20 protein-coding genes are annotated in these 23,313 nt (G+C 59.1%); 3 read left to right on the top strand and 17 right to left on the bottom strand.

The features are described from left to right. Nucleotides 1–41: 41 nt before the first annotated feature. From AACL53_RS15010 to AACL53_RS15020, 3 genes are all read right to left on the bottom strand, one after another. On the bottom strand, nt 42–1,145 hold the full coding sequence (locus AACL53_RS15010; protein WP_339085333.1) for an alpha/beta hydrolase: 1,104 nt from the start codon (nt 1,143–1,145) through the stop codon (nt 42–44). 310 nt (nt 1,146–1,455) lie between these two features. After that, nucleotides 1,456–2,184 (bottom strand): Crp/Fnr family transcriptional regulator, encoded by a 729-nt coding sequence (locus AACL53_RS15015; protein WP_339085334.1) that lies wholly within the window; start codon nt 2,182–2,184, stop codon nt 1,456–1,458. Between the two features lie 343 nt (nt 2,185–2,527). Beyond that, nucleotides 2,528–3,967, bottom strand: coding sequence for a sugar transferase (locus AACL53_RS15020; RefSeq protein ID WP_339085335.1), 1,440 nt, complete (start codon nt 3,965–3,967; stop codon nt 2,528–2,530). A 176-nt stretch (nt 3,968–4,143) separates the two neighbouring features. Here AACL53_RS15020 and AACL53_RS15025 point away from each other — a divergent pair, with 176 nt between their 5' ends. After that, nucleotides 4,144–4,668, top strand: a complete 525-nt coding sequence (locus tag AACL53_RS15025; RefSeq protein ID WP_339085336.1) for a transcription termination/antitermination protein NusG — start codon at nt 4,144–4,146, stop codon at nt 4,666–4,668. On the opposite strand, the gene AACL53_RS15030 is transcribed toward AACL53_RS15025, so the two are convergent. The 14 genes from AACL53_RS15030 to AACL53_RS15095 all read right to left on the bottom strand — a co-directional run bounded on the left by AACL53_RS15030 (nt 4,576) and on the right by AACL53_RS15095 (nt 20,856). Continuing rightward, nucleotides 4,576–5,922 carry a glycosyltransferase family 4 protein gene (locus AACL53_RS15030; RefSeq protein ID WP_339085337.1) on the bottom strand — a complete coding sequence of 449 codons (1,347 nt, stop codon included), beginning with the start codon at nt 5,920–5,922 and terminating at the stop codon, nt 4,576–4,578. The two genes, AACL53_RS15025 and AACL53_RS15030, sit on opposite strands and share 93 nt — an antisense overlap. Beyond that, complete coding sequence (locus tag AACL53_RS15035) at nt 5,919–6,494, bottom strand: WcaF family extracellular polysaccharide biosynthesis acetyltransferase (RefSeq protein ID WP_339085338.1); 576 nt, start codon at nt 6,492–6,494, stop codon at nt 5,919–5,921. The genes AACL53_RS15030 and AACL53_RS15035 overlap by 4 nt, the downstream gene beginning before the upstream one ends. Continuing rightward, the gene (locus AACL53_RS15040; protein WP_339085339.1) at nt 6,484–7,665 is read right to left on the bottom strand and encodes a glycosyltransferase; all 1,182 of its coding nucleotides are present in this window, start codon (nt 7,663–7,665) and stop codon (nt 6,484–6,486) included. The genes AACL53_RS15035 and AACL53_RS15040 overlap by 11 nt, the downstream gene beginning before the upstream one ends. Nucleotides 7,666–7,678: 13 nt before the next feature. Continuing rightward, nucleotides 7,679–8,857, bottom strand: coding sequence for a glycosyltransferase family 4 protein (locus tag AACL53_RS15045; protein WP_339085340.1), 1,179 nt, complete (start codon nt 8,855–8,857; stop codon nt 7,679–7,681). Beyond that, nucleotides 8,854–10,209 carry an oligosaccharide repeat unit polymerase gene (locus tag AACL53_RS15050; protein WP_339085341.1) on the bottom strand — a complete coding sequence of 452 codons (1,356 nt, stop codon included), beginning with the start codon at nt 10,207–10,209 and terminating at the stop codon, nt 8,854–8,856. Before AACL53_RS15050 ends, AACL53_RS15045 begins: the two co-directional genes overlap by 4 nt. A 57-nt stretch (nt 10,210–10,266) precedes the next feature. Further along, nucleotides 10,267–11,487 carry a glycosyltransferase family 4 protein gene (locus AACL53_RS15055; protein ID WP_339085343.1) on the bottom strand — a complete coding sequence of 407 codons (1,221 nt, stop codon included), beginning with the start codon at nt 11,485–11,487 and terminating at the stop codon, nt 10,267–10,269. Further along, the gene (locus AACL53_RS15060) at nt 11,480–12,628 is read right to left on the bottom strand and encodes a glycosyltransferase family 4 protein (RefSeq protein WP_339085344.1); all 1,149 of its coding nucleotides are present in this window, start codon (nt 12,626–12,628) and stop codon (nt 11,480–11,482) included. Before AACL53_RS15060 ends, AACL53_RS15055 begins: the two co-directional genes overlap by 8 nt. Next, complete coding sequence (locus tag AACL53_RS15065) at nt 12,616–13,767, bottom strand: glycosyltransferase (protein ID WP_339085345.1); 1,152 nt, start codon at nt 13,765–13,767, stop codon at nt 12,616–12,618. The genes AACL53_RS15060 and AACL53_RS15065 overlap by 13 nt, the downstream gene beginning before the upstream one ends. After that, nucleotides 13,764–14,864, bottom strand: a complete 1,101-nt coding sequence (locus tag AACL53_RS15070; protein WP_339085346.1) for a glycosyltransferase family 4 protein — start codon at nt 14,862–14,864, stop codon at nt 13,764–13,766. Before AACL53_RS15070 ends, AACL53_RS15065 begins: the two co-directional genes overlap by 4 nt. A gap of 230 nt (nt 14,865–15,094) precedes the next feature. Continuing rightward, nucleotides 15,095–16,393: a hypothetical protein gene (locus AACL53_RS15075; RefSeq protein WP_339085347.1), complete on the bottom strand. Its 1,299-nt coding sequence runs from the start codon at nt 16,391–16,393 to the stop codon at nt 15,095–15,097. Continuing rightward, nucleotides 16,390–16,896: a hypothetical protein gene (locus AACL53_RS15080; protein ID WP_339085348.1), complete on the bottom strand. Its 507-nt coding sequence runs from the start codon at nt 16,894–16,896 to the stop codon at nt 16,390–16,392. The genes AACL53_RS15075 and AACL53_RS15080 overlap by 4 nt, the downstream gene beginning before the upstream one ends. 68 nt (nt 16,897–16,964) lie before the next feature. Next, nucleotides 16,965–19,247, bottom strand: a complete 2,283-nt coding sequence (locus AACL53_RS15085) for a polysaccharide biosynthesis tyrosine autokinase (RefSeq protein ID WP_339085349.1) — start codon at nt 19,245–19,247, stop codon at nt 16,965–16,967. 45 nt (nt 19,248–19,292) lie between these two features. Then, the gene (locus tag AACL53_RS15090) at nt 19,293–19,862 is read right to left on the bottom strand and encodes a polysaccharide biosynthesis/export family protein (RefSeq protein ID WP_339085350.1); all 570 of its coding nucleotides are present in this window, start codon (nt 19,860–19,862) and stop codon (nt 19,293–19,295) included. A gap of 223 nt (nt 19,863–20,085) precedes the next feature. Next, the gene (locus AACL53_RS15095) at nt 20,086–20,856 is read right to left on the bottom strand and encodes a tyrosine-protein phosphatase (protein ID WP_339085351.1); all 771 of its coding nucleotides are present in this window, start codon (nt 20,854–20,856) and stop codon (nt 20,086–20,088) included. A gap of 229 nt (nt 20,857–21,085) precedes the next feature. Between AACL53_RS15095 and AACL53_RS15100 the strand changes: the two genes are divergently transcribed. Continuing rightward, nucleotides 21,086–21,562, top strand: a complete 477-nt coding sequence (locus AACL53_RS15100) for a hypothetical protein (protein ID WP_339085352.1) — start codon at nt 21,086–21,088, stop codon at nt 21,560–21,562. Between the two features lie 43 nt (nt 21,563–21,605). Continuing rightward, the gene (locus AACL53_RS15105) at nt 21,606–23,312 is read left to right on the top strand and encodes an O-antigen ligase (protein ID WP_339085353.1); all 1,707 of its coding nucleotides are present in this window, start codon (nt 21,606–21,608) and stop codon (nt 23,310–23,312) included. Nucleotide 23,313: the final 1 nt, after the last annotated feature.

The raw sequence follows: 23,313 nt of genomic DNA on the forward strand, positions 1-23,313 counted from the left end.
TTATTTCAGCCCGTCACAATCTCTTTTATGACTCCCAAATACTAGGAGGCGAGATGAGCTTCGAAAAATTTCGCTATCTCGGCGAACGCCTCTTCCGACTCGGGCAATGACGGGGTCAGATATTGGGCGTGGCTCTGGCCTTCAAAAACCTGAAGCTCCGCAATGACGCCAGCTTGGCGAAGCTTTCGATGCGTGCGCACCGTATCGCTCAGCAACAGGTCGCGCGTTCCCGATGTCAGGATCGCAGGCGGGAAGCCGCTGAAGTCACCGAAGATCGGCGACAGCATCGGATCGCGCGGATCCTGCTGCCCGGCATAGATGGCGCTTGCCCCGGTTGCCCAGCTGCGTCGCGAGACCAAGGCGTTATCGACAAACGCGTTGGCCATAATCGTATCTCCCGACCACGTGAGATCCGCTAGAGGACTGCCGGGTGCTATGGCACCCGGAAGCGCAAGCCCTTCCGCCTTTGCCCGGAGCGTCGCACACAACGTCAGCGCGCCACCAACGGAGGTTCCGAAGATCGCCATCTTGCGAGGATCGTAGGCGGCCATCAACACGCGCCACACGGCCATCACGTCATCAAGTGCCGCGGGATACGGAAAATCTGGCGCCATGCGGTAATCGATCGAGACGACTTTGAATTTGCCGTGGCCCGCCATCATCATGCCTTCACCGGCTCCGGCTTCGCCCGGAAAGAGGACGTAACCGCCGCCGTGAACGTGGACGAGAAGCCGGTCGCGGTTCTGCGGCGCGATCTCTTTCGGGGTGATGACGAAGACAGGGACGCCGGCCATCACTGTCTTCTCGACCGTCAGGCCGAAATGTTCGCGAATTGCGGCGACTGCCGGGGCTGCGCTTTCCGCGCTCTTGGCCGCAAGATCTTTCCAGGCTGCCGAATCCTCGGGAAGCGCGTTCCATTCCGGCGCATATGGAGCGGCGATGACGGCTTGCAGCTCCTTGCTGACTGTCGATGGCACCGGCAAGCTACGAGCCGGAAGCTGGCGTGGCTGGAAGTTTCCAACAGGCGCTGCATCTTGTGCTCGGGCGACCACGGGTAGAGTTGCTGCTGCGAGCGAACTTCCGAGAAACATACGGCGCGAGAGCGATAGCTGTTTGTTGATCGCGTCAAACGAGAGATCGCTCATGGTTTTTGCATTCTCCATCTTGGCGAGAGACGAAGTGACTCGTGTATTCGCCTCCCGCGGTCAAGACTGATGTGCGGGAAGCGTCCACTTGATGGCAATCGTGGCGGTCAAAAGGTCGCTCGATGTTCTCGCTTGGATGCGGGACAATTTCCTGCGCCAGCGGCAACTCGCGGTCGCTCAAGCGACGGCGAGCGACGTTCTCAACTGCGCGGCTTCATCGTGCTTCAAGGAACTCGGCTCTCGCCTGGCGGAGCGTGAACGGCTTGCGCTATTCCGACCGTGCAGGGAGGGAGCCGCGAGGGCGATCTTATTATTGAAGCGCTGCCCGCAATACATCATCCAACGCTGGCGAGCCGGACGTCATGCCGTGCCCGTCGGCAACCGCTTCGAGCGCGTTCAGATCCTTCAAGCGCAGCCCATGGGGGGGAGCCGCTTCGACCAGTCCGCGCGCTTCGAGCTCGGTAAGCGCGACCGTCAACGCCTCGATGTCGAGGCCGAGGAAATCGGCGATGACACCGCAGTTCACCGTATCGTCGATGAACGTCGGATCGGCACCTTCGGCTTTGCTGCGTCGGGAGACAGCCGTCAGAAATGCCGCGAGGCGTACCATCGGCTGATGACGCGAAGACCTCGCCAGGCTTTCGCGGCGGAAGACGAACTCGCGCTCCACGGCTTCGTCGAATCTCGCCTTGTTATGAGCGTCGCTGGCGATCAGCTTGTCAGTTGCATCGAGACGAAGGCATCGGACGACGGTCCTCACAGAGGCGCGCGCGTTGCAGACATGCCGCTGCAAAAAGCCGATGCCCACGAGATCTCCGGCAAGCGCGTATTCGACGATCTCCATCGTCCCGTCACGACGGGCGCGAGAGATGCAAAGCGCGCCGGCTTCGACGCGATAAACGTTCGTCTTGAGATCGCCTGTTTCAAAAAGGAGTTCGTCGCGTGCGAGGGTGCGGACGTTTCCCACTTCGCTCTGGCGCGCCGGCGCTGTTAGAATGAGGGCCGTGTCGCCGCAATATTCGGAATCTGGTCGAAACATACTCAAACTCCACACCACAAAAACGTCAAAAGCCTCGTCCGAATGGACGCGCAAGATCAAAAATCGATCGTGTCAGGAGTAAAACAGGGGCCGAGAAAATTGCCGACGTGAAATTGCGAAAAAAGATGCCTATATGCTCTGCCTCATTTCTTCGATTGTGTCCAATTGTTTTAGAAGTCCGTCCACGTACGATTTATACTTTACCACAGCTTTCTCTGTTCAGTTTCCCGCTAACTCTGATACTGCAACCAGTTCCGAGACCAGACTTTTGCCTCCCTATCCGCCGTAACTTCTAGCGGCGCCAACGGGTTCCGGAGTTGGTCATTAGCCCTGGATGGCAGGGCTACGACCTGAGGTCGCGCCACGCCTGGGCTATGGCCCGATGGTCGACCCGCTCGCCGAAAAGGATCATCCGGGCGGTGTTGAGGAGGATCAGCATATCAAGCGCGAACGACGCATTCCTGATGTACCACAGGTCCAGCGCGGCCTTGTCCTCTATGGAGAGGTGGCGGCCGCCTTTGATTTGCGCCCAGCCGGTCAACCCGGGCCGAAGCTGCAAACGCGCCGCGGAGAACGACGGCTGGTCGACTGGCAACAGCGGTCGCGGTCCCACGAGCGACATATGTCCGAGCAGCACATTGTAGACCTGGGGCAGCTCGTCGAGCCGAAGGCGGCGAAGTAGAGTTCCGATTTTCGAGACACGCTCCGCATCGGTCAACGTGCGTCCGTTCTGGTCGCGCGCGCGTCCCATCGTGCGAAACTTCAGTATCCGTATCGGCTTCCCCAATGCCCCCGGCCGCTGCTGCCAGAATATCAGCGGATATCCGACATCCAGCATGACGATAATGCCGATGACCACCATCGAAGGCGCTAAGCAAATTATGCCGATCAACGCCAGCGTCGCGTCGATCAGGCGCTTCCATCGCAAATACGAACTTGGCGCGAGGTTGCCGCTGCCGGAGACCGGGACTAGCGGGGAGTTTACCCGCTCGGGCAAAACATCATCAACAGTGGCCCCGGCATTGGACGTCAGCTCGCTCAAACCATATTGCGCCGTGAGATGGTCCACGCGAATGCCGTGGCTCTTTTCCAAATGGGCCAACGACCTCTGCGAGGCCGCAGACAGCTGATCTAACGGCGTTGCAAGCACGATGCTGTCGATTCGGACACCGTGAACCGAGAGGTCATGAAATACGTCTTCCACGGCTTCAGGGCGACCGAGGATCCTGCATGAGTGCAACAATCGGCCGTGGTGCCGCTCGGCGTCGGACAATATGCCGGCGACGTGGATACGCTCGTGGGCATTCTCTGCGGCGCAACGCAGGAAAAGTTCGGCGACCGGGCTCAGACCGATGAGCAGAACGCTTTGCCGTCCATCGCGAGCGAGTGCTCTCGCCAGCCGCGCGCGGCGTCTCAGCGCGTGGCGCAGACGCATCGCTGCGCGCACTCCCACGAGCAGGCATAGAATGAGCAGTCCGTGCATCACCGGCAATGAAAGGGGAATGGCCTGCACGCCATCGAAGGAAAAAACCGCCGCCATCGCCAGCGTCACGATCCAAATGGCGACGGCGAGGATCGGCAAACAATCATTCAGCGACGTGAACCGCCAAACGGTGCGATTCAATCCGAAAATCAACAGCGCAGGAACTGCAACGGCCATCGTGAAAGGGAGATACGTCCCTGCGAGGGCAGATGATGCCTGAGGGCTGCACAGAGCAATTGCCATCAAGGTCGAAATTGCAATCAACGCAACATCAACTGACAGCAAAACGAAACGGTGCATTCAGCGGCTCCGGAGATGCGCGTCGCGCCGGCGAACGGCGCCAACTATGGACTAGTTCTTATTGATCACTTCCGCAAGTTCTGCATCTTGAGCAATTGTGGATAAGCGGTCAACACGCATGGTCCCCCAGCGCTCTACAGTGTTAGTTCTTTCGTGCTATTTTCGGGAGATCACACATGAACTGCTTTGTTTCAGAACGCGGCTCCAATCCCATCTGGATTGCGGTCAGCACTCATCCAAACCGCGAGCGAACGGCGGAGTTCAATCTTCGAAACCAGGGATATGACGTTTATGCGCCGGTGATCCGAAAGCAAATTCGGCACGCCCGGCGCGTGAGCGACGTGCTTCGACCTCTCTTTCCCGGCTATCTATTTGTGTGCTTGGCTTCCACGCAGAGCCGATGGCGCCCCATCTTATCGACGGTCGGCGTGAGGTCGGTCGTATGTACGCGCGACTTGCCGTGCATCCTCCCCAACCAATTCCTCGCCGATCTGATGGCGCGCGAGAAAGATGGCGTGATCGCGCGCCCCGTATCATCTCCCCGGGTCGGCGAAAGCGTGCGCGTGGGCCGCGGCGCCTTCGATGGCTTGGTCGGAAAAATCATCGACCTAGCGGAGAATGATCGTCTCGTCGTATTGATGGACTTCCTCAACAGGCCGGTCAGGGTCAAGATTTCCGGCGACTTGCTGTCGGTTGTCTAGGAGGCTCTCGAGCAGTTTTCTCCATGCGGCTATGGCTTGTTTCTTGCCGAAATTGGCCTCACACATCGCTCGCCCGCGCTGACCCATGGCGCGGCAACGCTCAGGGTCGTTTGCAAAAATGGCAAGCGTCTCGGCGAGGCCGTGCCCGTCGCCTGAGGCAACCGTCGCGCCGCATCCGAATTGATTTATCAGCCGCGCAACCTCTCCGTCGCCCGCTCCCACAAACACGGTCGGGCGTCCTGACGCGGCGATACCGTAGAACTTACTCGGCACGATAAGGCCTTCGAGTTCGGGCTTCAGCAGGACGATATGAACGTCGGACACTGACAGGCTTTCCGCGAGCTTTTCGCGAGGTTGATAAGGCCGGAATACGACGTTGGCGATGCCTTGACGTTCCGTCTCGCGCCTCAACTGTTCAAAGCACGCGCCGCCGCCGATGAACAGCCAGCAGATCTTCGCCTCTTCATCAGCCTGACTGGTAGCGGCAATCGCGTCGAGCAATGTCTCAATGCCGTGAGCGCGCCCAAGGTTGCCCGAATACCCAACGACGAACTTGTTCGATAGACCCCATTCGGCGCGCAATCGATTTTCCTTGGAAGGCACAGGCCATATCGCTTCGATATCCGACCAGTTCGGAATGACGGAAATGCGCTCTTCGTCGACACCGAATTCTCTAAGGCGCTTGGCCATACGCGTGCCGATTGCGAGGTTCATCGAGGCGCGACGCAACGAGAGATTACGCAGCAGGCGAAACGGCGCGAACAACAGGGATGACCGCCTTCCTGCGACTTGAAGCGCTTCGGCGACCTCGGGGAAAATATCCTGAAGCCAATTGACGGAGATCGCACCGCGTGCCCTTGCGATAACCGACACCAAAATCGACAGCGCCGGAGGATCCGTCATCGCGACGACGATGTCGCCGCGACGCGCGATGTGCGCTAACGTCCAGGCCGCGGAGATGTAAAACGTCAAATAATCGATCATCCGAAGTGCAAGGCTCGCGCGGCCGAAGCGCGATGTCGAGATGCGCTCGATCGCTACGCCCCTTTGCTTTTCGCGCGACGGCAGCTGCGCGTCTGGTTCGTCGTAACGCAGCCGGCTTGCAATCACTGAGACTGTCGCGCCGTTCTCTGCGAGACCGAAAGCCAGATCCGTCAGCATCTGGCCGGTCGCCGAATGGTCCGGATAGAAAAAGCGATTGATGAAGACGATGCGCACGGCTGGTTCAATTGTTGAATGGGGAAAGACGATCACGTATGCGCCGCCTCGCGCAACGCGATCTCTGGTGATGAACGGGGACGCGCTTTGATCGGCTTCGCAGGATTTCCGCTGTTGATGCTCCAAGGCGGCGTCGTCCGCGTCGCGACGCTGCCCAATGTCAGAATGCAGCCCTCCCGGATTGTCACGCCGGGAGCTACGACGCTGCGTGCTCCGATCCAAACGCTGTCGCAGATGCGTATTGGCTCCGCCCGGAGATCAAAGGCGACGGCTGCCCAATCGTGATTTCCGGAGCAGAGATAAGTCCCCTGCGATATGCAGCAATGCGAACCTATCGAGACGGCGGCGAGATTATCGATCCACACGTCTTCGCCGATCCAGGAATAGTCGCCGATCGTCAGCCGCCAGGGAAACTTTACACGGACACCCGGCTTGATCGTTACGCCCGTTCCGATACGCGCGCCGAACATGCGCAGGATCAGGCGCCGCTGTGGCGAACCCGGAATTTGAGACCGCAAGAAAGCCCATTGCGCCAATATCCAGAGTGCTTCGACCCAGGCCGGCTTGCCTCTCTGGAAGCCGCGGCTGTCATAGGCGTCAAGCTGCACTACATGCGCTCCGTTCGACGTGGACGCATGAAGGAGGCGTTCCTCCGTCAAGCAGCCACGCGTAAACTTGGAGGAGCTGTTCGGCGACACTACTCCAACAGAAGCTACGCTCGGTTAGCCGACGGCCGTTCCGCCCCATCTCTCGCCGTGCCTCCGGTGTCATTCCCATGAAGGCACGAATTTCGCGAGCAATCCGATCTGGTTCAGGCGACAGCCGGAACGCCGCCTTTTCGCGAAATCCCTCCGGCAGATTGCACGCTTCGGTTTGCAGCACCGGGAGGCCATACGACCACGCTTCGAGGACCGCAATCGGCAACCCTTCGCTGAGCGATGACAACACAAATGCATCGGCAGAGCGGAAGGCGGCGTCCTTGTCACCGCCGAACATTGGTCCGATGAAGTGAATGCGATCTTCGAGATGCCGCGCTTTTACGAGCTTGCGAAGGACTTCTGCATAGCCACCCTCATCCCATCCTGCGATTGCAAGATGCCAATTCGTATTCGTTGTATCGGACGGCCACGCATCGATGAGCGCTGCGATATTCTTCTTTGGATGCAATCGGCCGAGAAATAGCATGACGCGATGGTCTTCGGGCACGAGGCTCCGCCAAGGAGCCGGTTTACGATCTTCGAGAGACGGCAGCGCGATACCATTCGGAATGACACAGAGAGGATTTCTGAATCCGAGTTCGCGGATGGCTTGCGCTTCAGCTTCGCAGAGGGCGTGAAAACAGCCCGCACGGCGAAGATGGGCGTTCTCGTAGAGTCGCGCAGCGATTTTCTTCTTCCAGGCGGAATGCTTCAACGCCCATGGGTCCAACATGCCATGAGGCGACACGACATACGGCCGGCCAGTCGACGCTCCCCATTTCGCGACGGCGCGGGAGGGATATTTCCAGATTCCGTGCGTGTGAGCGATGTCCGCGCCCGATCGCTCCAAACAACTGCGTGCTTCCGGCGCGTATCCGATGGCCGACGGACCTAGGACGCGAAGCAGTGAAGCCGGAATGCCTTGCCATTCCTCCGTGTCGCTCTCCCAGCCACTGTCTCGCAAGCCGACAACGTTTACGTCTGCATTCGTCGCCAACAGGCTTCGGGAAAGGGCTTGAACAGCGGTCGCCACTCCGCCGCCCGATCGCGAAAGGCTGCTGGTCACGAACAACACCTTCATGCTGCGGCGAGCTTCAGACCCGAAGCGATAGCGCGGTAGCGACCGCGCTGCCGATGCAGAAACGCTTTCGAGAATGCGATCGCTTAGCTATCTCGGCAGCCGCGACGAGCCCCGTCGCGAAGCGGTCGAGATCCCAATTGGCAATGATGCGTCGACTCGCGTTGCCCATTTCCTTCCGTCCGGCGGACGTCGCGACAACTCCCATTAGTCTCGAGAGTTCGGCGACATTCATCGGATCGAAGACGAAGCCGTTCACGCCGTTTTCCACGAGATCGCGATGGCATCCTGCGCCTTTCGATACAAGCACCGGGAGTCCGGCTGCCATGGCCTCGTTCACAACGAGCCCCCATTCGTCGACGATGCTCGGAAGGACGAATGCGCCAGCTCTGGCATAAGCGCCGGGCAGATCTGCGTAACTGTTGTGACCGAGGAGATAGACATTTGACGCGACACAAAGCTCGGCGGCGCGGCGAGTGATGGCGTCGCGGAGCGGTCCATCACCGGCCAGGACGAGGTCCCACGCATCCCCCCCTTGCTCGCGGCGATAATCCGCGAATGCCTCCAACAGGCTCAGCAGGTTTTTTTTGCCGATGAACCGGGCGCTACAAAAGAAGTAAGACTGCGGTAGGTCGTATCGCGTCGACGCGTGGTTCGCGCTGCTGCTAATGGCGTTCGCAAAATGCCGGTTGTCCACGACATCAAAGCCGGTTTCGATTTTGTCTTCCGGGAAGCCGAGCGACGCCAGGTATTCCGCGTGCGGTGACCCTGCGACCAGTGCCGACTGATAGAGAGGCAGCAACTGCCTCTTCAATATTTCGCGACTGAAGCATCCGCGAACGCTGCCCGCATGCGTGTCGCTCATCAAGACAGCCCGTAATCCAAGTGCGTGGCTCACGCGGAGGGCCGCCAAAGCAAACGGCTCAGAATATCCTGGAATAGCGATGACGTCTGCCGAGAACCGGACAAGTTCGTCAGCAAGATTGGCCATGAAGTATGCACCGCTCTTGCTACTGCCCTCACCTTTGGACAGCGAGACAACGCGCGCTTCGTGCTTTTTCTCAATCGCGTCCCAATTGTAATCAGGATCGTTACTGGAATGCTCCAGCGCGACGGCCGGATGACATAGCCGGAGAGCTTGCAGGCGCGCGATGTGATACGGCCCGTAGCTGCGAAATAGCAGCGCTATTCTCATCGGCGCGCCTGACGCGTTCGCATGAGCGGATGCGCGTGCCAAATCTGCGCCGGAGTTGCGCTTGGGCGCCGCGCCAATATTTTCAGAAGCAGCATCGCGGGCAAGCCAAACAGCAAAGCCCTGAACAGCCATGCTTCGATGGTCTGTGTCAGAATATAGATCGAAAGCGCGGCCAGTACTGCGTACACCGGCTGCAATCTGTGGTCGGTTCGACTTGCACGCCAGAGCTTGCCGTAGAGCCATCCGATAGCGAAGGCCGCGAGAGGCGCGAGCATTCCGAATTCCATCCAAAAGTCGCCAACTAGGCCCGGAGCCGCGCCGTTTGCTACTCTCCAGCCGGTGACGGTCGCGATGCTGTCAACCGGAATGCCGGCCTGCTGCGTCAAGTCGATGTCGAGTCCAAACGCTGCGACGATGTCCGTATATTTGGTTGGCCAAATGGCTGATGGAACGATCCGGCCCGCCATGTGCGCTAAAATACGCTTGCCATAGAATGGTTCGCCCACCGCGCTGACGTATCTGACGATGGCGGAAGACAAGAGATATTCGTTGCCCGACCAGTTTTCGAGCATCTGAGATGCCGGACTGTCGAGCGGCTTGTCAGAACCCAGATAAATCGCGCCGCGATTGGCGACGAGCCATAACATCAATATGCCGATCGCGAACGCTGCCGTCGACGCAAGCAGAAAAGGTATGCGCGGGCGAAACGCGAGAACGTAACTTGCCGTCAGGCCTGTTATCGCGAGAAACGTCGGTCCTCGGCGAGCACCCAGAAGTCCTTGGACGAGCAGAGGAAGAAGAAAGACGAACACGAGCATCCAGTCTTGCGTTCTCATTCCACCTTTGCGGCGCGACAGGACGAGCAAAGGTGCGGCCACAAATCCGAGCTGAGCTGCTTCACGAACGTAACCGCTATCGTCCCAGCCACCGCCGTAAGCCCGTCCATAGGCTGCACCGAATCCGCCGACATTGATGATGCCGGCGATCCAAGCCACCGATCCCAATGCCCCGATAAAAGCCGCCACGCCGAAAATGGCCTTCGCGTCCCGTCCCCCGATCGAGATCGAGACGCCTCCAGCATGACGCGCACCCAACCAAATTCCGCCGACCAATGCCATGCTCATGACGGCGGCGATCAATTGGAACTCGATCAGTAGATCCCAGTAGCCGGCGCGCGAAACGAATTCGAACTCGTCTGTCGCAAGCCCGAAGAGCGGCATCGCGACGTAGAGGAACAACAACTGCGGCACGCAGAATATCGTCGGATGGAAAACGTCACGCCAGCGCGTCCAATCGCGGAATATCGCGAATGCGCCAGCGGCGGCCGACAAGCCTAAGAGTGCGTAGTACACGCGCTTACCGAAGGTCGGGGCTTGAACAAAGCGGTTGCTCGCATTGTTTCTCGCGGCTTAGTTGGTTGGCTGCAATTTGCGAAGCACTGAGACGAGCCGCTCGCCATACCGCTCCAATGTAAATTCGGCGGCACGTTCTCTGGCATTGCGCGACATGGATTCGCGCAGCTTGCGATCTGTCACGATGCGTTCGATTGCGTCGGCAATGGCAATCGCAGATCGGATCGGAACGATGATGCCGTCGACGCCATCGCGGACGACAGAGCCGCAATTCGGTGTCGTGATGACAGGCACGCCGCATGCCATCGCTTCGAGATGGACCAAAGCGGAGCCCTCGCATAGCGTCGGAAGCACGAAGACATCCGCGGTGGCGAATTCCTCTCTCACCTTGGTTCGGGGGATTTGGTCGACATAGTCAGGACCAAAGAACATGGGATCGCGTAAGATGCGACGATCGACAGGGCCGACGACACGCACATCGCAGGAAACTCTTCTTTGCGCCAGCAACCGAGTGGCTTCTGCGAGATAGTGGCTACCCTTACGAAGCCCGACGCTTCCAACGAACAACGCGCGTCCTTGCACGGGACGCGGATCGGCATCAAGCCAGCTTTCGTCGATGCCATATGGAACGACTGCCACCCGTGAAACATCGGCACCCAGATCGACGACAGCCCTTTTCACAAAGTCAGATGGCGCAATTATCAGATCCGCAAGCTGATATTTCATGCGGTCTCGTTCGCGCCCCGCGTGTACCCGGTCAACCGAGAATGCGCCATGAAGGCGGCCGGGAAATCGCTTATGCTCTTCCTCCAGCCAGAGGCCGACGTCAGGACCAAGCATGGCCTCATGCACGATTGTGCGACCGCCATCCTTCGCTTCGCGGCAGGCTTCGATATCTTCGTTCACGAGAACGGTATAGATGGCGTTCGCGCCACCGAAGCGCTCCTTGCGCGCGACGGCGAGCATCGACGCGGCGCTATTCGAGGAGCCGTTCGAGAGTAATCTCACAACACGCTCGCGAACGATGTCGGTGTGAACCTGTCTCACCTTCGAGCGCGGAATTTCCGCCGGAACTTTCCTGCCCAGCATGCGACGGACCGGTGCCGGCTGCAGTGAGCGCGGCAAGACCTTTTCCAGGTGGCGCAAAGGGCCGCCGTTGGCGAAGTCCGTATACAAGCGCTGAAGCATTCCGGCGCGTTGCAAAACTGCAGGCAGCGCATAGTGCAGGCGGGCACCAGGTTGCAGCACCGCAAAACGCAAGGACGCCTGATCATGCATAAGACTTCATCCTTGCATATGCGTGCCGATCCGAGCCGGACCAGATTGCCTGCAATTTCTGGACGGCGGCGGCCCAGGTGAATTCCTGGCTTCTCCCGGCGACGGCCTCGCGGAGCGCCCAATATCGATCGGGTTCTTGGACGTACGATTGGATCGTGTCTGCGATATCGCCCGCAGGCGCGGCGCGATCGAAAAGATAGCCGCATCCTTCCGGTATCGAATCGGGAATTCCTCCGACGTCTCGCGCGAGAACGGGTACTCCAAGCTGCAAGCTTTCTCGATTGGAGATGCCGAGTGCTTCGGCATTGGAGAAGAGGCATGTGAAATGGCAGGAGCGGATGAGCCGCGCGATTTTTTCCATGTCGTGGCGCTTGTCGATGAAGCCCATGGCTTTCATGAGGTGATGGCGCGGGCCGGCATTCGGATCGAATCCGGCGGCCACGATTTCAACCGGGATGCGCCGCGCATGCAGAACGTCGGCGATTTCCAGCACGAACTGAAGATTCTTGCGTTTCCAATCTTTTCCCAGAAATCCCAATCTGACTGGGAAAAGCGGTCCGGCAAGACTTGGCGCGAATGAGCCGTCGCAGTCCAATTGCAAATTCGCTCCCGGCGCCACGACGTAGACTTTGCGGCGCGGAATTCGGTAATGCTCGACCACCGAACGCGCGGCCCAGGCGCTCATGCATACGATGCGCTCCGCCGCTTCGTATTGGTCGCGTTCTCGCGCTATGGCGTCAGCCACCATCGACTTTCCCACGCCGCCTCGTCCGGCCAAGCCGTAATCGCGGAAGTTCTGAGCGAGCGTCGCGTCGATGTAGTAGCTCATTCTGCACAGCCCGCTCTCGACCGGCGGGAAGAGTGGAAAATGACTTATGATTTCGGCGAAAGGATCTATCGGTTCGACCTGCGCCATGAGGCGCCGCAGAAAAGACGGGCTGTACTGAAAGCCGCCCATCTCAAGTCGTTGCATCGTTCGAGCGGCATTCCACGCGAGGCGATGATAGCGAAGGACGCTCGTATCCAAACGCCAGCCATCGTCGAGGAAACCAGCGATTTTTCCGGCTTCCAATAGGAAGAATGGCGTGTTGCTCCACGTATCAATCGACGTTGCATCGCCGAGGCACGTCAGTATGCGCATTGGAGATCCGGGACACGGCCAGACTCGGCATTTGGAAACAGCAGAGCTTCCCAACTCAGGGCGCATTTTGCGATCGTGTATTCGCGCTCAACGCGCGCTGTGGCTGCTGCGATTTTATTCTCCCGCGCGGCAGTGTTCTGCAGGACGTCAACGATGGCCCGAGCAAGTTCGCCCGCATTTTCGGGAGGAACGAGAATTCCACCTTCGCCATCGCGCAGAACTTCACGGCATGCAGGCACATCGGATGCCACGACGGCGACTCCTGCCGCCATCGCCTCGACGAGCGCGATGCCGAAGCCCTCATCGCGTGTCGTACTGAAGGCGTAGACGTCCATTTGACCCAACAGTTCGGGAATATCGGCGCAATCACCGAGGAACTTCGTCGAATCTGCGATCCCATAGGCGTGTGCTTTCGCTTCGAGCGCGCCTCTCAGTGCGCCATCTCCGACAATCCAAAGCCGGCAATCCGGAATTCTTGAGCGGACGAGGCCAAATGCCTGCAAGAGCGTGTCGTGATCCTTGATCGCGTCCAGCCGCGCGACCATGCCAATAACCGGCGTCTGGTCTGATCGCGCTCGCCGCGAACGCGAAGCTCTGGCTGCGAGCGAAGCGATGTCGATGCCGTTCGGAAGCGCTCGTGAATTCTTCGGCATGCCGACCCCGAGCTTTCTAAGCTCCTTATCGACGACTACAGAGCAGGACGCGATCGGACAGCGCAGCAATTGCGAGCCCAACACCACGGCTGCCCATTTGCGGCGCAGCGCCTTTTTCAACGGTGGCGGATTTCCGGCTTTCACCGCGAGCGACTTCACACCCGCGCTCCTTGCCGCCGCCGCGGCGACCAAATGCGGAATGCCGAAGACATGAATGATGAGCGCGTCCGGGGATTTGTCTCTCACGATTTGTCGTAGCCGCCAGAACATCGCGATGTGATTCAGCGGTCTTCCGGCCGCGACTGTAAGCTCGCTATTTGCAAGCTGACGAAATGCCGGTTCCAGTGCGCGCGTCTCGGGGCCCAATGCGACGATGTGCTGACGAAATTCAGATTGCCAATGCTGCGCCAAGCGCAAGCACGTCATCTCGGTGCCACCTGCTCCCAATCCGCGAACGACATGCATGAGATGCAGGCGCGCCGTCACGCCGTTTGCCCAATATGAGCGGATGCTGCGGGACTTTCGAGTGGCGAGACGCCCAAAAACTCGCCGTATGCGCGCGCCATGGCTTGCCCGGAAAATTGCCTCATGGCTTTTTCGCGCGCACGAATTGCCCGTATGTTCGCCGCTTGAGGATCGGCGCGCACCGCATCGATTGCATCGGCGAGGGCAACCGGATCGGCGGGCGCGACGAGCAACCCGAGGTTACCGTCGCCGAGAACTTCGCGGCATGCGCCGACGTCGCTCGCAACAATCGGCACGCGCCCCATCATGGCTTCCGCGAGCGCTATGCCAAAGCCTTCGTCGGGCGTCGTCGAAAACACGAAGAGATCGAGATCTGCGATGATCGCAGGCACGTCGCGGCGCGTGCCAAGAAGGCTCACTAAGTCAGCGAGTTGTTCGGTCTTTATCATTTGCTCGAGGACGCGACGTTGACTGCCGTCGCCGACGATCTTGACCTGCACGTTGCGGCCGCGGTTCTTCAGTATTTTTGCTGCACGGATCAGCGTTGCTTGATCCTTATGCTTTTCCAGCCGCGCCACCATGCCGATCGTGAACGGCTTGGCCGGGTCGCTTGGCCGGGGCGCTGTGCCGGCAGCAAATGCCTCGACGGGGACGCCGTTGTAGACCACGGCCGTTTCACTTTCTCGAACGCCGAAATGTTTCGTCGCGCCCCGTTGGACATAACGGCTGCAGCAAACGAGCCGATCGGTGAGGGGCCGGCCCAACTGGACCAGGATCTTGAACTTTGCAAAAGCAAAGCGGTTGGCAATGTTCGGATAATTGCCGACGTGCGCGACGACGCGCCGAACGCCGCCTAACCGAGCCCCCAATGCGATGAAGGCGTGCCATCCGAAGGGCATCGAGAGGAGACCTAGCGCGCGATGCTTGCGAGCCAGTGCAAACACGCGGGCGACGAGAATGAAATATCGCGTGCGACCCGTTCGAGGAATGTCGAGTGTGATGCAATCAATGCCGAGGGCAGCGAAATCCGGTGCGAGCTCTGCCGGTTCGGCGTGTAGGATGAGGACAACGGGGCGAATTCCCCACGACAGCCAATGCCGGCATAGGACGAGGCCCATTCGTGGCGTGCCTTCTGCCGCGAGGGACGACAGCACGATGAGAAGCGATCGGCCCTCGTCTGCTCGACGCGCGGTGCGTTCGCCATTGCTTCCGCAGCCCGGGTGAAGGCCAACAGTTTTGATATGTTGCTGCGCACTAATGATCCTTTAGAACTACCACCTTGCTGAATGTTTCGCAATCACGTTGCGGCATCAGGTGATCATTTTGTGTGGAACATCGTTCGTGGGCATCACGCCTCGTCTCTTGTGATCCTGAGACCGGCGAAAGCAAACGATCCGGAAACGAAAGTTTCGGAAGCCGAGCGAGCATCAAGAACAAGCCGGAGAACTTGAGCTTTGCAGCCTGCGTGAATTTCAAAAGCTGCCGTGAATTCCGTCCAGACGGAAGATCCGGCGAGAAACGGCTCGCTTACGCCAACGGCCTCTGATCGCTTTTCGAGGCACGCGATCTGCCATTGCAAGCCACGTAGTCCTTTGAGGTGCCCTTTCGAGAGACCAACAAGGCGATACCGGCCAGGCGCCAATAGGATGAGTTGATAGATCGGCCGAAAGTCGACACGGCCTCCGCCAAGTTCCAACGATAGAGCATTCGTTTCTTTCGGCCCTTGCCCGATGGCTATCTCCGCGATCGCGCCGCTTCCTCCTTCAATCGTCCAGTCGAAGGGAAGCCCCGAGGGCTGCAAGCGGAAACCGCCATTGAAGAGCAGTCCCGCCGATCCGAGCTGCTCTGGGGCGAGAAGTTGGAGCCAGGAATAATATGCAATCTCGTAGTTTCTGGCGTCTATCAGATAGCGAAGGTAGGCGCCGATTTCACGCGCAGTCGGCGGATACTCCGATTTCTTGAGGCCCGAAAGCAACATGAGCGGCGTCTCTCGTTTGCTCGTTTTTCCGTTGAGTGCGTAAAGGACATTTTCACGCCACGGCGGCCGCGTTGAGAGCGTGGCGATCAATTGATCCGCGCCGCTTGGCATCTCGGCAATTTGAGCGAATGCCGGCACGACGCCGGATATGGCTTTCGGCTGAATGCGAAGCAAGGCATCGCCGTAAGCGATCGCCGCTTCGGTGTCGCCTTCCGCGAATTTTTGATGCATCAGCCAGAGGAGCGCTCCCGGCGTCCTTCGCGATCTCGCCGAGGCTGCCTGCATGAAGGCCGTCGCCGATGCGGTATCGCGAGCTTGTGCGGAAACAACGCCGAGAAGCTCAAATCCCGCGGCATTGAGCGGTTCGGCCGAGAGCGCATGAAGAAGCCGTTGCCGGATCTGCTCAGTCGTTTCGTGTCCGTCGCCGTCGCGCTCTTCAGCGCTCGCGAGTTGAATTCTTGCGAGCTTCAGTTCGGCTTCCGCGTCAGAGCCGCGGATCGCGAGCGCCAAACTGGGATCAACGCGGTTGAGATAGGAAACGAATGTTCGCGTCAGCACGAGGTAGCACAGCAAAACCGCCAATGCTGCCAGCGAAACCCTCAAACAAAGACGCGCAAAATCCGAGATCGCTGCGCCGGACTTCGATTCACCCTGCAGGCCAGCACTCACAGTGGCCAGATCCGCCGGCGAAATAGGCTTGCGAAGCCGGCGGCGCTCGCCCACTCCTTTGTGTGGCGTTCGCTTGGTGGCCGAGTCGCTCGCAATGCACGCTGCCGACAGCTAGAATTTTCGGCACGTGACAGATGCGGTGTGAAATTGTTTTGCCCTTCGCGTGCACGCTTCCCGGCCTTCAGCTCATTCCACGCAATAAGGACGCGCTGCGCGAGCCGCGCTTTATGAGGATCTCTACTCAAGTCTGGGTGAAGCCATCTGAGCAGATACGCCATATGGCGACGGAGTTCAGTGATCGTTGCCGTATCGTCGAGGCCCAGCACACGGTGGGCATCCGAATTTGACGCGAGCAGAATCTGCTCGATGAAGAATATTGCCGCCTCTCGATTGGCATCGGGCGCGCGGTTATTGATCTTCCCGGCTTCGCGCTCCGCCTCGAATTCGGAGGCGGCGAGGCGCAACAGCAGCAGCACGCCCGGAGGCAACGGTGCTGATCGCATGACTCGAACTTGAGACGGCATGCGGAGCAGATCGAGCGCGGCCTTAAGGGCCTGAGCCTGACTTGCGCTCATGCCGGGCCGGCGATTGTCTGCGAGGCGCCGCGCGTGCTCGAAATCGACGCGCCGTAAGAGAACGCATCGGCGCCGTATCCGTAGCCGTATCCATATTCGTAGCCTGCTGCTCTCGCATCCAACTTGGTGATGACGCTGCCGATCAGAGGGCCTTTCGAAATTTCGAGACGCTTAAGAGCGCTTCTAACCGCGCCGCCGCGCGCCAATCCGCTTCCCATCACGAAAATTGTCGCCTCGGACGCGTTCGACAACAATAAAGCATCGGCTATGCCAAGCACCGGCGGTCCGTCGATGATTACGAGATCGAACACTTCGAGACTTCCCGAGAGCAGCCACATCAGATGCGGGCTGCCGAGCAGATCGGCGGCGTTCGGCGGCAGGGGGCCAGACGAGAGGAAGGCCATGTTCGGATCCGCCGTTTTCTGAATGGCGTCCGGTGGCGCACATGCACCGGCCAAACACGAGCTCAGTCCAACCGAGTTGTCCGCTTCGAGATATCTATGGAGCGATGGATTGCGCATATCGGCGTCAATAAGAAGAACCTTCAGACCGAGCCGCGCGAAGTGCTGCGTTATCGCGATCGAGCTGACGGACTTCCCTTCTTTCGCCCCCGCGCTCGTTACGAAGAGCGTTTTGGGCATGCCGCGCGACGTCGTGAATTGCAGCGAGGTGCACAGCGAGCGATAGGCTTCGGCGACCGGAGACCTGACGTCGAGTAGCGCATCCGTTACTCCGATGCCGGCTTTGACAAGGGGGATGATGCCAAGCGTCGCCAGTCCTCCGACACGCTCGGCTTCTTCGACAGAATCGATAACATCGTCGAAATTCTCAATGACCAAAGCCAGCGCGATGCTTCCTCCGAAGCCGAGAAACAGTGCGAGCAGCATGGATTTGAAAAGCTGCGGCGACGATGGCGATCCTGGCAGATTTGCAGCATCGACAACGAAGATGTTGTTGCTTCCAACTCCCCCGGCCACGTCGACTTCTTTATATCGCTGTAAAAGTCCGTTGTAGAGATCCCTGTTGGTGTCCACCTCCCTCTTCAAGATGTTGTACTCGATGGATCGCTTCTGAAAGTCGAGCACATCGGTCCGGAGTTTCGCGACGCGCGCCGCGATTTCTCTTTCTTGGCCGAGCGAGGATTCGTAGCTATTTTTCAGCGACGCGCGGATCGTCTTCACCTCGGCGTTGAGTTGCCGGTCCACTTCCGCAATCTTGTTTTTAATCTGAACCATCGCCGGGTAATTAGGCTTGAACGTCTGGAGCCGTTCCTGATACTCCGTCACGAGATCGTTGCGCTTGGCGCGCAATCCATCGACGGCGCCGCTCGCGAGAAATTGCGGAAAGTTCAGCGCATCGGATTTTTCCACCTGCCTCCAGAGCTGCTCATTCTTAATCCGTTCGCGCGAAATGTTGCCGAGCGCGGCGCTGGAATTTGCGAGATCCGTTTCGACCATCGAGGAACTTGAGCCGATGGAAACGATTTGTTCTTTTTCCGCGAAGGCCAGCAACGTCTTTTCGGACTGTTCCAACCGCAATTTTAGCTGCTTTAACTGGTCCTCGAGAAACGCCTTGGCGTAGGCATTCGCCTCGAAGCGCTTATCGAGATTGGATGCAATAAAGGCGTTCGCATAGGCGGCCGCGATTTTCTGACTGCGCGCCGGGTTCGGATCGGAGTAGACGATGTCCACAAGCCGCGAGCCGGGCACGGGCCGCACAGTGACGTTCTGCTGCACGATGCCGGCCGCGATATCCATAAGCTCTCTCTGGCTCTTCGGCGGGCCCGACTGGGCGGGCTGAAGGAAGCTCACAATCGCGTTCAGGAATGAGAATGAACGCTGGACAAAGAAGTCCTTATCTTCGGCCAGACGCGCCATTTGCGCCACTCTCTCAGACAGGCTCCGACTGAGAAGCAGCTCATATTGCGTTCTCAAGAAGTCGGCGTCCGCTCCCTCGACGGGCGTAATGTTGCCGCCTTCGACAATCTTCGCGACGCTCCGATCAATTTGAAGACGGATTTTGGATGTGTAGAGCGGCGTCATCATAAACGTTCGCACAGTGCCAAGAGAAAGCACGGCCATGGTGACGGCGAAAATCAACCCCTTGCGTCTGCGCAACAGCCGGATCGCCGCCCTTACCGTGGCGGCGAAGTGGGAACCGTTGGGTGACGGCTGATCCAGCGCTCGACCGCCGTACATCTCATATGCGTCATTCGGCTCGAGTGCCCGGATATCGGCATGCGTGAGGGGCGTACTATTTGCGTCACTGGCAGAGGTCATGGCCCTCATCATCATTGGATGCGCAGAGCGCGGCGATCGCACCGCTTACAGGAACGGAACAAAAAAGTTGGTGACCGGGAGAACTTTCAGCAACGCCTGATAGGATTCCTTCATCGCCGAGCTGCTGACGACGACGACATCGCCTTCGACGATTTGTGGATCCTTGGCTCTTCCGGAGCGAATTTCTCCGACGTCGAATTTTGCGGCGGACCTCGTGCCGTTCGAATTGCGGAATATCGCGACCGACGCGTCGGCAGTATCGGTGAAGCCGTCGGCGGTCGCGATGACCTGCAGCAGTGTCGTCGGTCCCCGGAGCGGATATACGCCCGGCTTTTTTACCGAGCCGTCTACGGTGACGCGCTGGCTGTTGTATTCCTTGATGTAGACATTCACCTGGGGCGACTGAAGGTAGTCACGGCCGAGCCGTTTCGTCAGGTCGCGCTCTACGTCTCGCGGTGTCTTTCCGACTGCCTGGATTTCTCCGGCGAGCGGAAGGTTGATTGTGCCATTGGCTGCAACCTGAACCGTTTTGGAAAGTTCGGGCACCTGAAAAACCGAAACCTCGACGACGTCCATCGGTCCGATTTTGTAGCCAGCATTGGCCGGGTTCGACATCGACGTCAGCTCCGCGGCTTGCCGAGATTCGGTTTCGCCTAGAGCAATCGCGGGATGAGATGACCCTATAGCCGCCTCACTTTTATTCGTGACTGAAGCGGTGCCCGTGAGATGCGAGCCTTCGTCCAGAGAAGCGCCGCAGCCCCCAACCATCAGCCCGAGCATGAACGCGGAAAGCAACGCTGCGCGAGCCGGCTTCCTGTCGTTTACGGTTTCAGCACGGTCAGGCGCTTTTCTGTATGGCATTCGATCTTTGGGCCAATGGCAAAGTAAGATTTGATGGGGACTGGTTGGCGAGAATGGCGCGGGGGCGCGCCATAACCAAGTTGTTCGCTTCGTCTTCGCCGACGCGCGCCGCGGCAGCGTCGCGCCCTCTCTTCAGGTCGGGTGCGCGGCGGTTCATGTTGTGAGCGTCGGTTGCGAGAAGATGCACGATGCCGTCGTCGAGAAGCCTGTCCGACCAATATTTTGCAGGCCGGCCGAACTTTCCGAGTAGCGACCCCGACGTCAGCTGCAGCCAAACGCCGGTCTGGACCCAACGTTCAATCAATTTGTATTGGTCTTCGATCCAGGGAAGGCGCTCGGGATGCGATAGAATTGGAACATAGCCCGCGACGATCAGCTCGAAGAATATTTTGTTAAGCGGCTCGGGGCGGACATGCATCGGCAGTTCAACCAACACATAGCGGCTATCGGCGAGCGTGAGGATTTCTCCGCTTCTCAGCCTCGACACGAAGTCCATAGAGAGATGGGCATCGGAACCGCTGAACAGATTCAGTCGTAATCCGGATCGGGCGAGGGCCGATCGCAGCTCCTCGGTCGCCGCGCGAATTTGTGGTCCTGTGTTATGATAAAGCCCTGGCAGAATATGCGGTGTGCACACGACCGCCTCTACTCCGTCATCGATCAGGGCGGCGGCCATTTTGAGGGATATTTCGAGACCGGCCGCGCCATCATCGATACCCGGAAGGATGTGGCAATGAAGATCGATCAAACGCCGCCCCCGCACCCGGAATTAGTTCTTTCGTGCTACTTCTTCTTTCAGCTATCGGCATTTCGCCGGTCTGTGTCAAGGCTCGGAATCGGTCTGCTGTGTGGCCGTGTCATCCTTACATCATTGGCGTTCTAACCGGCTTTCCCCCAGGGCGACCAGCCGAAGCGCTTTCTTTTAGAGACGACGCATTGTAGTTCTATGGTGTTAGTTTTGTTTCCCGAGGCAACACATGATGCTATCGCGCGCTGGCTTATCGGCGGCTTCGCTTCTGGTGACGATTTCCATGGCGCAGGCGGCGAGCGTGACCTTGATCCGAGGAGAGGCGCTCGTCAGTCGAGGCGACGGCTACGAGGCGCTGAAGGGACCCGCAAACGTCGATGCGGGCGACATTGTCGTCCCCTCGCCCGGAAGCTCGGTGAAGGTCACGTTCTCGAATGGCTGTGCCGTGTTCCTTGGAGGCGGCATGGTATTCAGCGTGCCGAAGGTTCCACCATGCGGTGGCCCGGCCACGCTTGCCAGCAACGGCCCGCCATCAGCGGAAGCCACGCTCCCTGAGGATTGGACCGCAGTGACGCAAACGACGGCCTTCAACGCGACGCAGCCTAATTTCGCGCCCTACCTCCTCGGCGCGGCGGCGATCGGGGGCATCACTGCTGCCGTTGCCGGTCTTGGTGGCGGCGGCGATGACAGTCCGGCAAGTCCGTAGCGACTCTCCGGAATGCCATCGCAATGACTTCATATTGTGATCGATGATTTCAAACGCTGAGATTTTCGGCTCGAGATCTTTGCTGCTCGGCGGCACTCCCCAACGCTTTGCGTGGCGGGAGATCGTTTCCGAGCACGGGCTGGCGTGTCTTACGGGAGGCGTTCTAGCCGCGTCGATTGCGCTCGGCGGAGCGACGCGTAACGGATATCCCGGAGATGTCCTGCTTCAATTTCTTGCCATCATCCTTCTGATCGCAGCGCTTCGCGACATCGTCCTCTCCGGTTCGGTTCGTCATTTCAAATGGCCCCTGATCTTTTTGGGCTCGCTCGCACTCGTGCCGATGGTCCAGCTTCTTCCTTTGCCTGCGGAGCTGTGGTCTCGCCTGCCCGGACGCGCGATCATTTTGCAAACTTATGCTCTCATCGGTCAGCCTCGTCCCGCGTTTCCACTCTCCTTAACACCGTCCGCGACTTACCTTAGCGGCTTGGCATTACTCCCTCCCGCGGCTGTGTTTCTAGGAACTTTGACGCTCGGCTACGCGCATAGACGAAGCGTCAGCTTTGTCCTTATCGCAATGGGAATCGTCAGCGTTCTTCTCGGTCTGTTGCAACTGGCTCAGGGGCCGAACAGCGCGCTGCGGTTTTACGAGATCACCAACAAGACCGAGGCGGTGGGCTTTTTCGCCAATAGGAACCACTTCGCGGCACTCCTCTATGTCGCGACACTCTTCGTCGCCGCCCATCTTATCGACGCGATAGGAATCATGGGGCAAAGAACACCGCGACGTAGAGCAGACGCGAACGTGGCCGTACCTCTGCTGACGTGGCTAACGGCGCTTTTGATGCTGACCGCCGCTCAGCTGATGGCCCGATCTCGGGCCGGACTTGTTCTGACTGACTTGGCCTTGGCCGCTACAATCGCCGTCGGCATGACCGATCGGCGAATCGCAACTTCGAACCCCGGCTTCGGTCGATTGATCGTGGGAACTGCTGCTGGAATTATTCTCCTTCTTCTGCCGCTTGCGCTCTACCGCATTCTCGACCGGTTCGGAGCCGATCCTTTCGCGGATGCGCGCATCAGCTTCGCACGCAAGACGATCTCCGCCGCTCTTCAATACATGCCGTTCGGTTCTGGCCTCGGATCGTTCGTTCCCGTTTATCAGCTCTACGAAAAGACTTCGGATCTGGGTCTCACTTACGCAAATCATGCTCACAACGATATTCTCGAGGTCTGGCTGGAGACTGGAATATTCGGCATCGCGCTGATGGGGGTGTTCGGCGTGTGGATAGTCCGGCGCACCAATTCGCTGTGGAACGATGGTTCGGGCGTGATCCACGGCATCGACCTTGGGCTTGCGCGTGCAGCCTCGGTGGCCGTGTTCTTGCTGCTCGCGCATTCGTTCGTCGATTATCCGCTTCGCACGACGGCGATGATGACTGTTGCGGCTGTGGCGCTCGCGTTCCTGATCAAGCCCGCAAAATTACTCGGGAGACAGAACCTGCGCCATGGCACGCGCCGGCGCCCGCGTAACAGTTCGCAACAAGGCTCGCCGCCTGCTCATGATCCATTGCCGGGTGGCAGCAACGACGGCTCGAGCCAATTGCCGAGCGCGCGCGAAGTCTGGGTGCCCCGGGGTGAGTGGCCCGAAGCGTGGCGACCCGTAGCAGCTCCGAGTCGCCCCCGAATTCCGGCCCAACCGGACGATGCCACGACATTCGCTGAACACCTCGAACGGGATCGAGCCGGCTAAT

Origin of the sequence: Hyphomicrobium sp. ghe19, assembly GCF_902712875.1 — a bacterium.
Taxonomy (GTDB): domain Bacteria; phylum Pseudomonadota; class Alphaproteobacteria; order Rhizobiales; family Hyphomicrobiaceae; genus Hyphomicrobium_B.

Excerpts from the sequence above, each read along its gene's own strand:
- AACL53_RS15010 (WP_339085333.1), bottom strand. The coding sequence starts at position 1,145 with ATGAGCGATCTCTCGTTTGACGCGATCAACAAACAGCTATCGCTCTCG.
- AACL53_RS15015 (WP_339085334.1), bottom strand. The coding sequence starts at position 2,184 with ATGTTTCGACCAGATTCCGAATATTGCGGCGACACGGCCCTCATTCTA.
- AACL53_RS15020 (WP_339085335.1), bottom strand. The coding sequence starts at position 3,967 with ATGCACCGTTTCGTTTTGCTGTCAGTTGATGTTGCGTTGATTGCAATT.
- AACL53_RS15025 (WP_339085336.1), top strand. The coding sequence starts at position 4,144 with ATGAACTGCTTTGTTTCAGAACGCGGCTCCAATCCCATCTGGATTGCG.
- AACL53_RS15040 (WP_339085339.1), bottom strand. The coding sequence starts at position 7,665 with ATGAAGGTGTTGTTCGTGACCAGCAGCCTTTCGCGATCGGGCGGCGGA.
- AACL53_RS15045 (WP_339085340.1), bottom strand. The coding sequence starts at position 8,857 with ATGAGAATAGCGCTGCTATTTCGCAGCTACGGGCCGTATCACATCGCG.
- AACL53_RS15055 (WP_339085343.1), bottom strand. The coding sequence starts at position 11,487 with ATGCATGATCAGGCGTCCTTGCGTTTTGCGGTGCTGCAACCTGGTGCC.
- AACL53_RS15060 (WP_339085344.1), bottom strand. The coding sequence starts at position 12,628 with ATGCGCATACTGACGTGCCTCGGCGATGCAACGTCGATTGATACGTGG.
- AACL53_RS15070 (WP_339085346.1), bottom strand. The coding sequence starts at position 14,864 with ATGGGCCTCGTCCTATGCCGGCATTGGCTGTCGTGGGGAATTCGCCCC.
- AACL53_RS15080 (WP_339085348.1), bottom strand. The coding sequence starts at position 16,896 with ATGCGATCAGCACCGTTGCCTCCGGGCGTGCTGCTGCTGTTGCGCCTC.
- AACL53_RS15085 (WP_339085349.1), bottom strand. The coding sequence starts at position 19,247 with ATGACCTCTGCCAGTGACGCAAATAGTACGCCCCTCACGCATGCCGAT.
- AACL53_RS15090 (WP_339085350.1), bottom strand. The coding sequence starts at position 19,862 with ATGTCGAACCCGGCCAATGCTGGCTACAAAATCGGACCGATGGACGTC.
- AACL53_RS15100 (WP_339085352.1), top strand. The coding sequence starts at position 21,086 with ATGATGCTATCGCGCGCTGGCTTATCGGCGGCTTCGCTTCTGGTGACG.
- AACL53_RS15105 (WP_339085353.1), top strand. The coding sequence starts at position 21,606 with ATGATTTCAAACGCTGAGATTTTCGGCTCGAGATCTTTGCTGCTCGGC.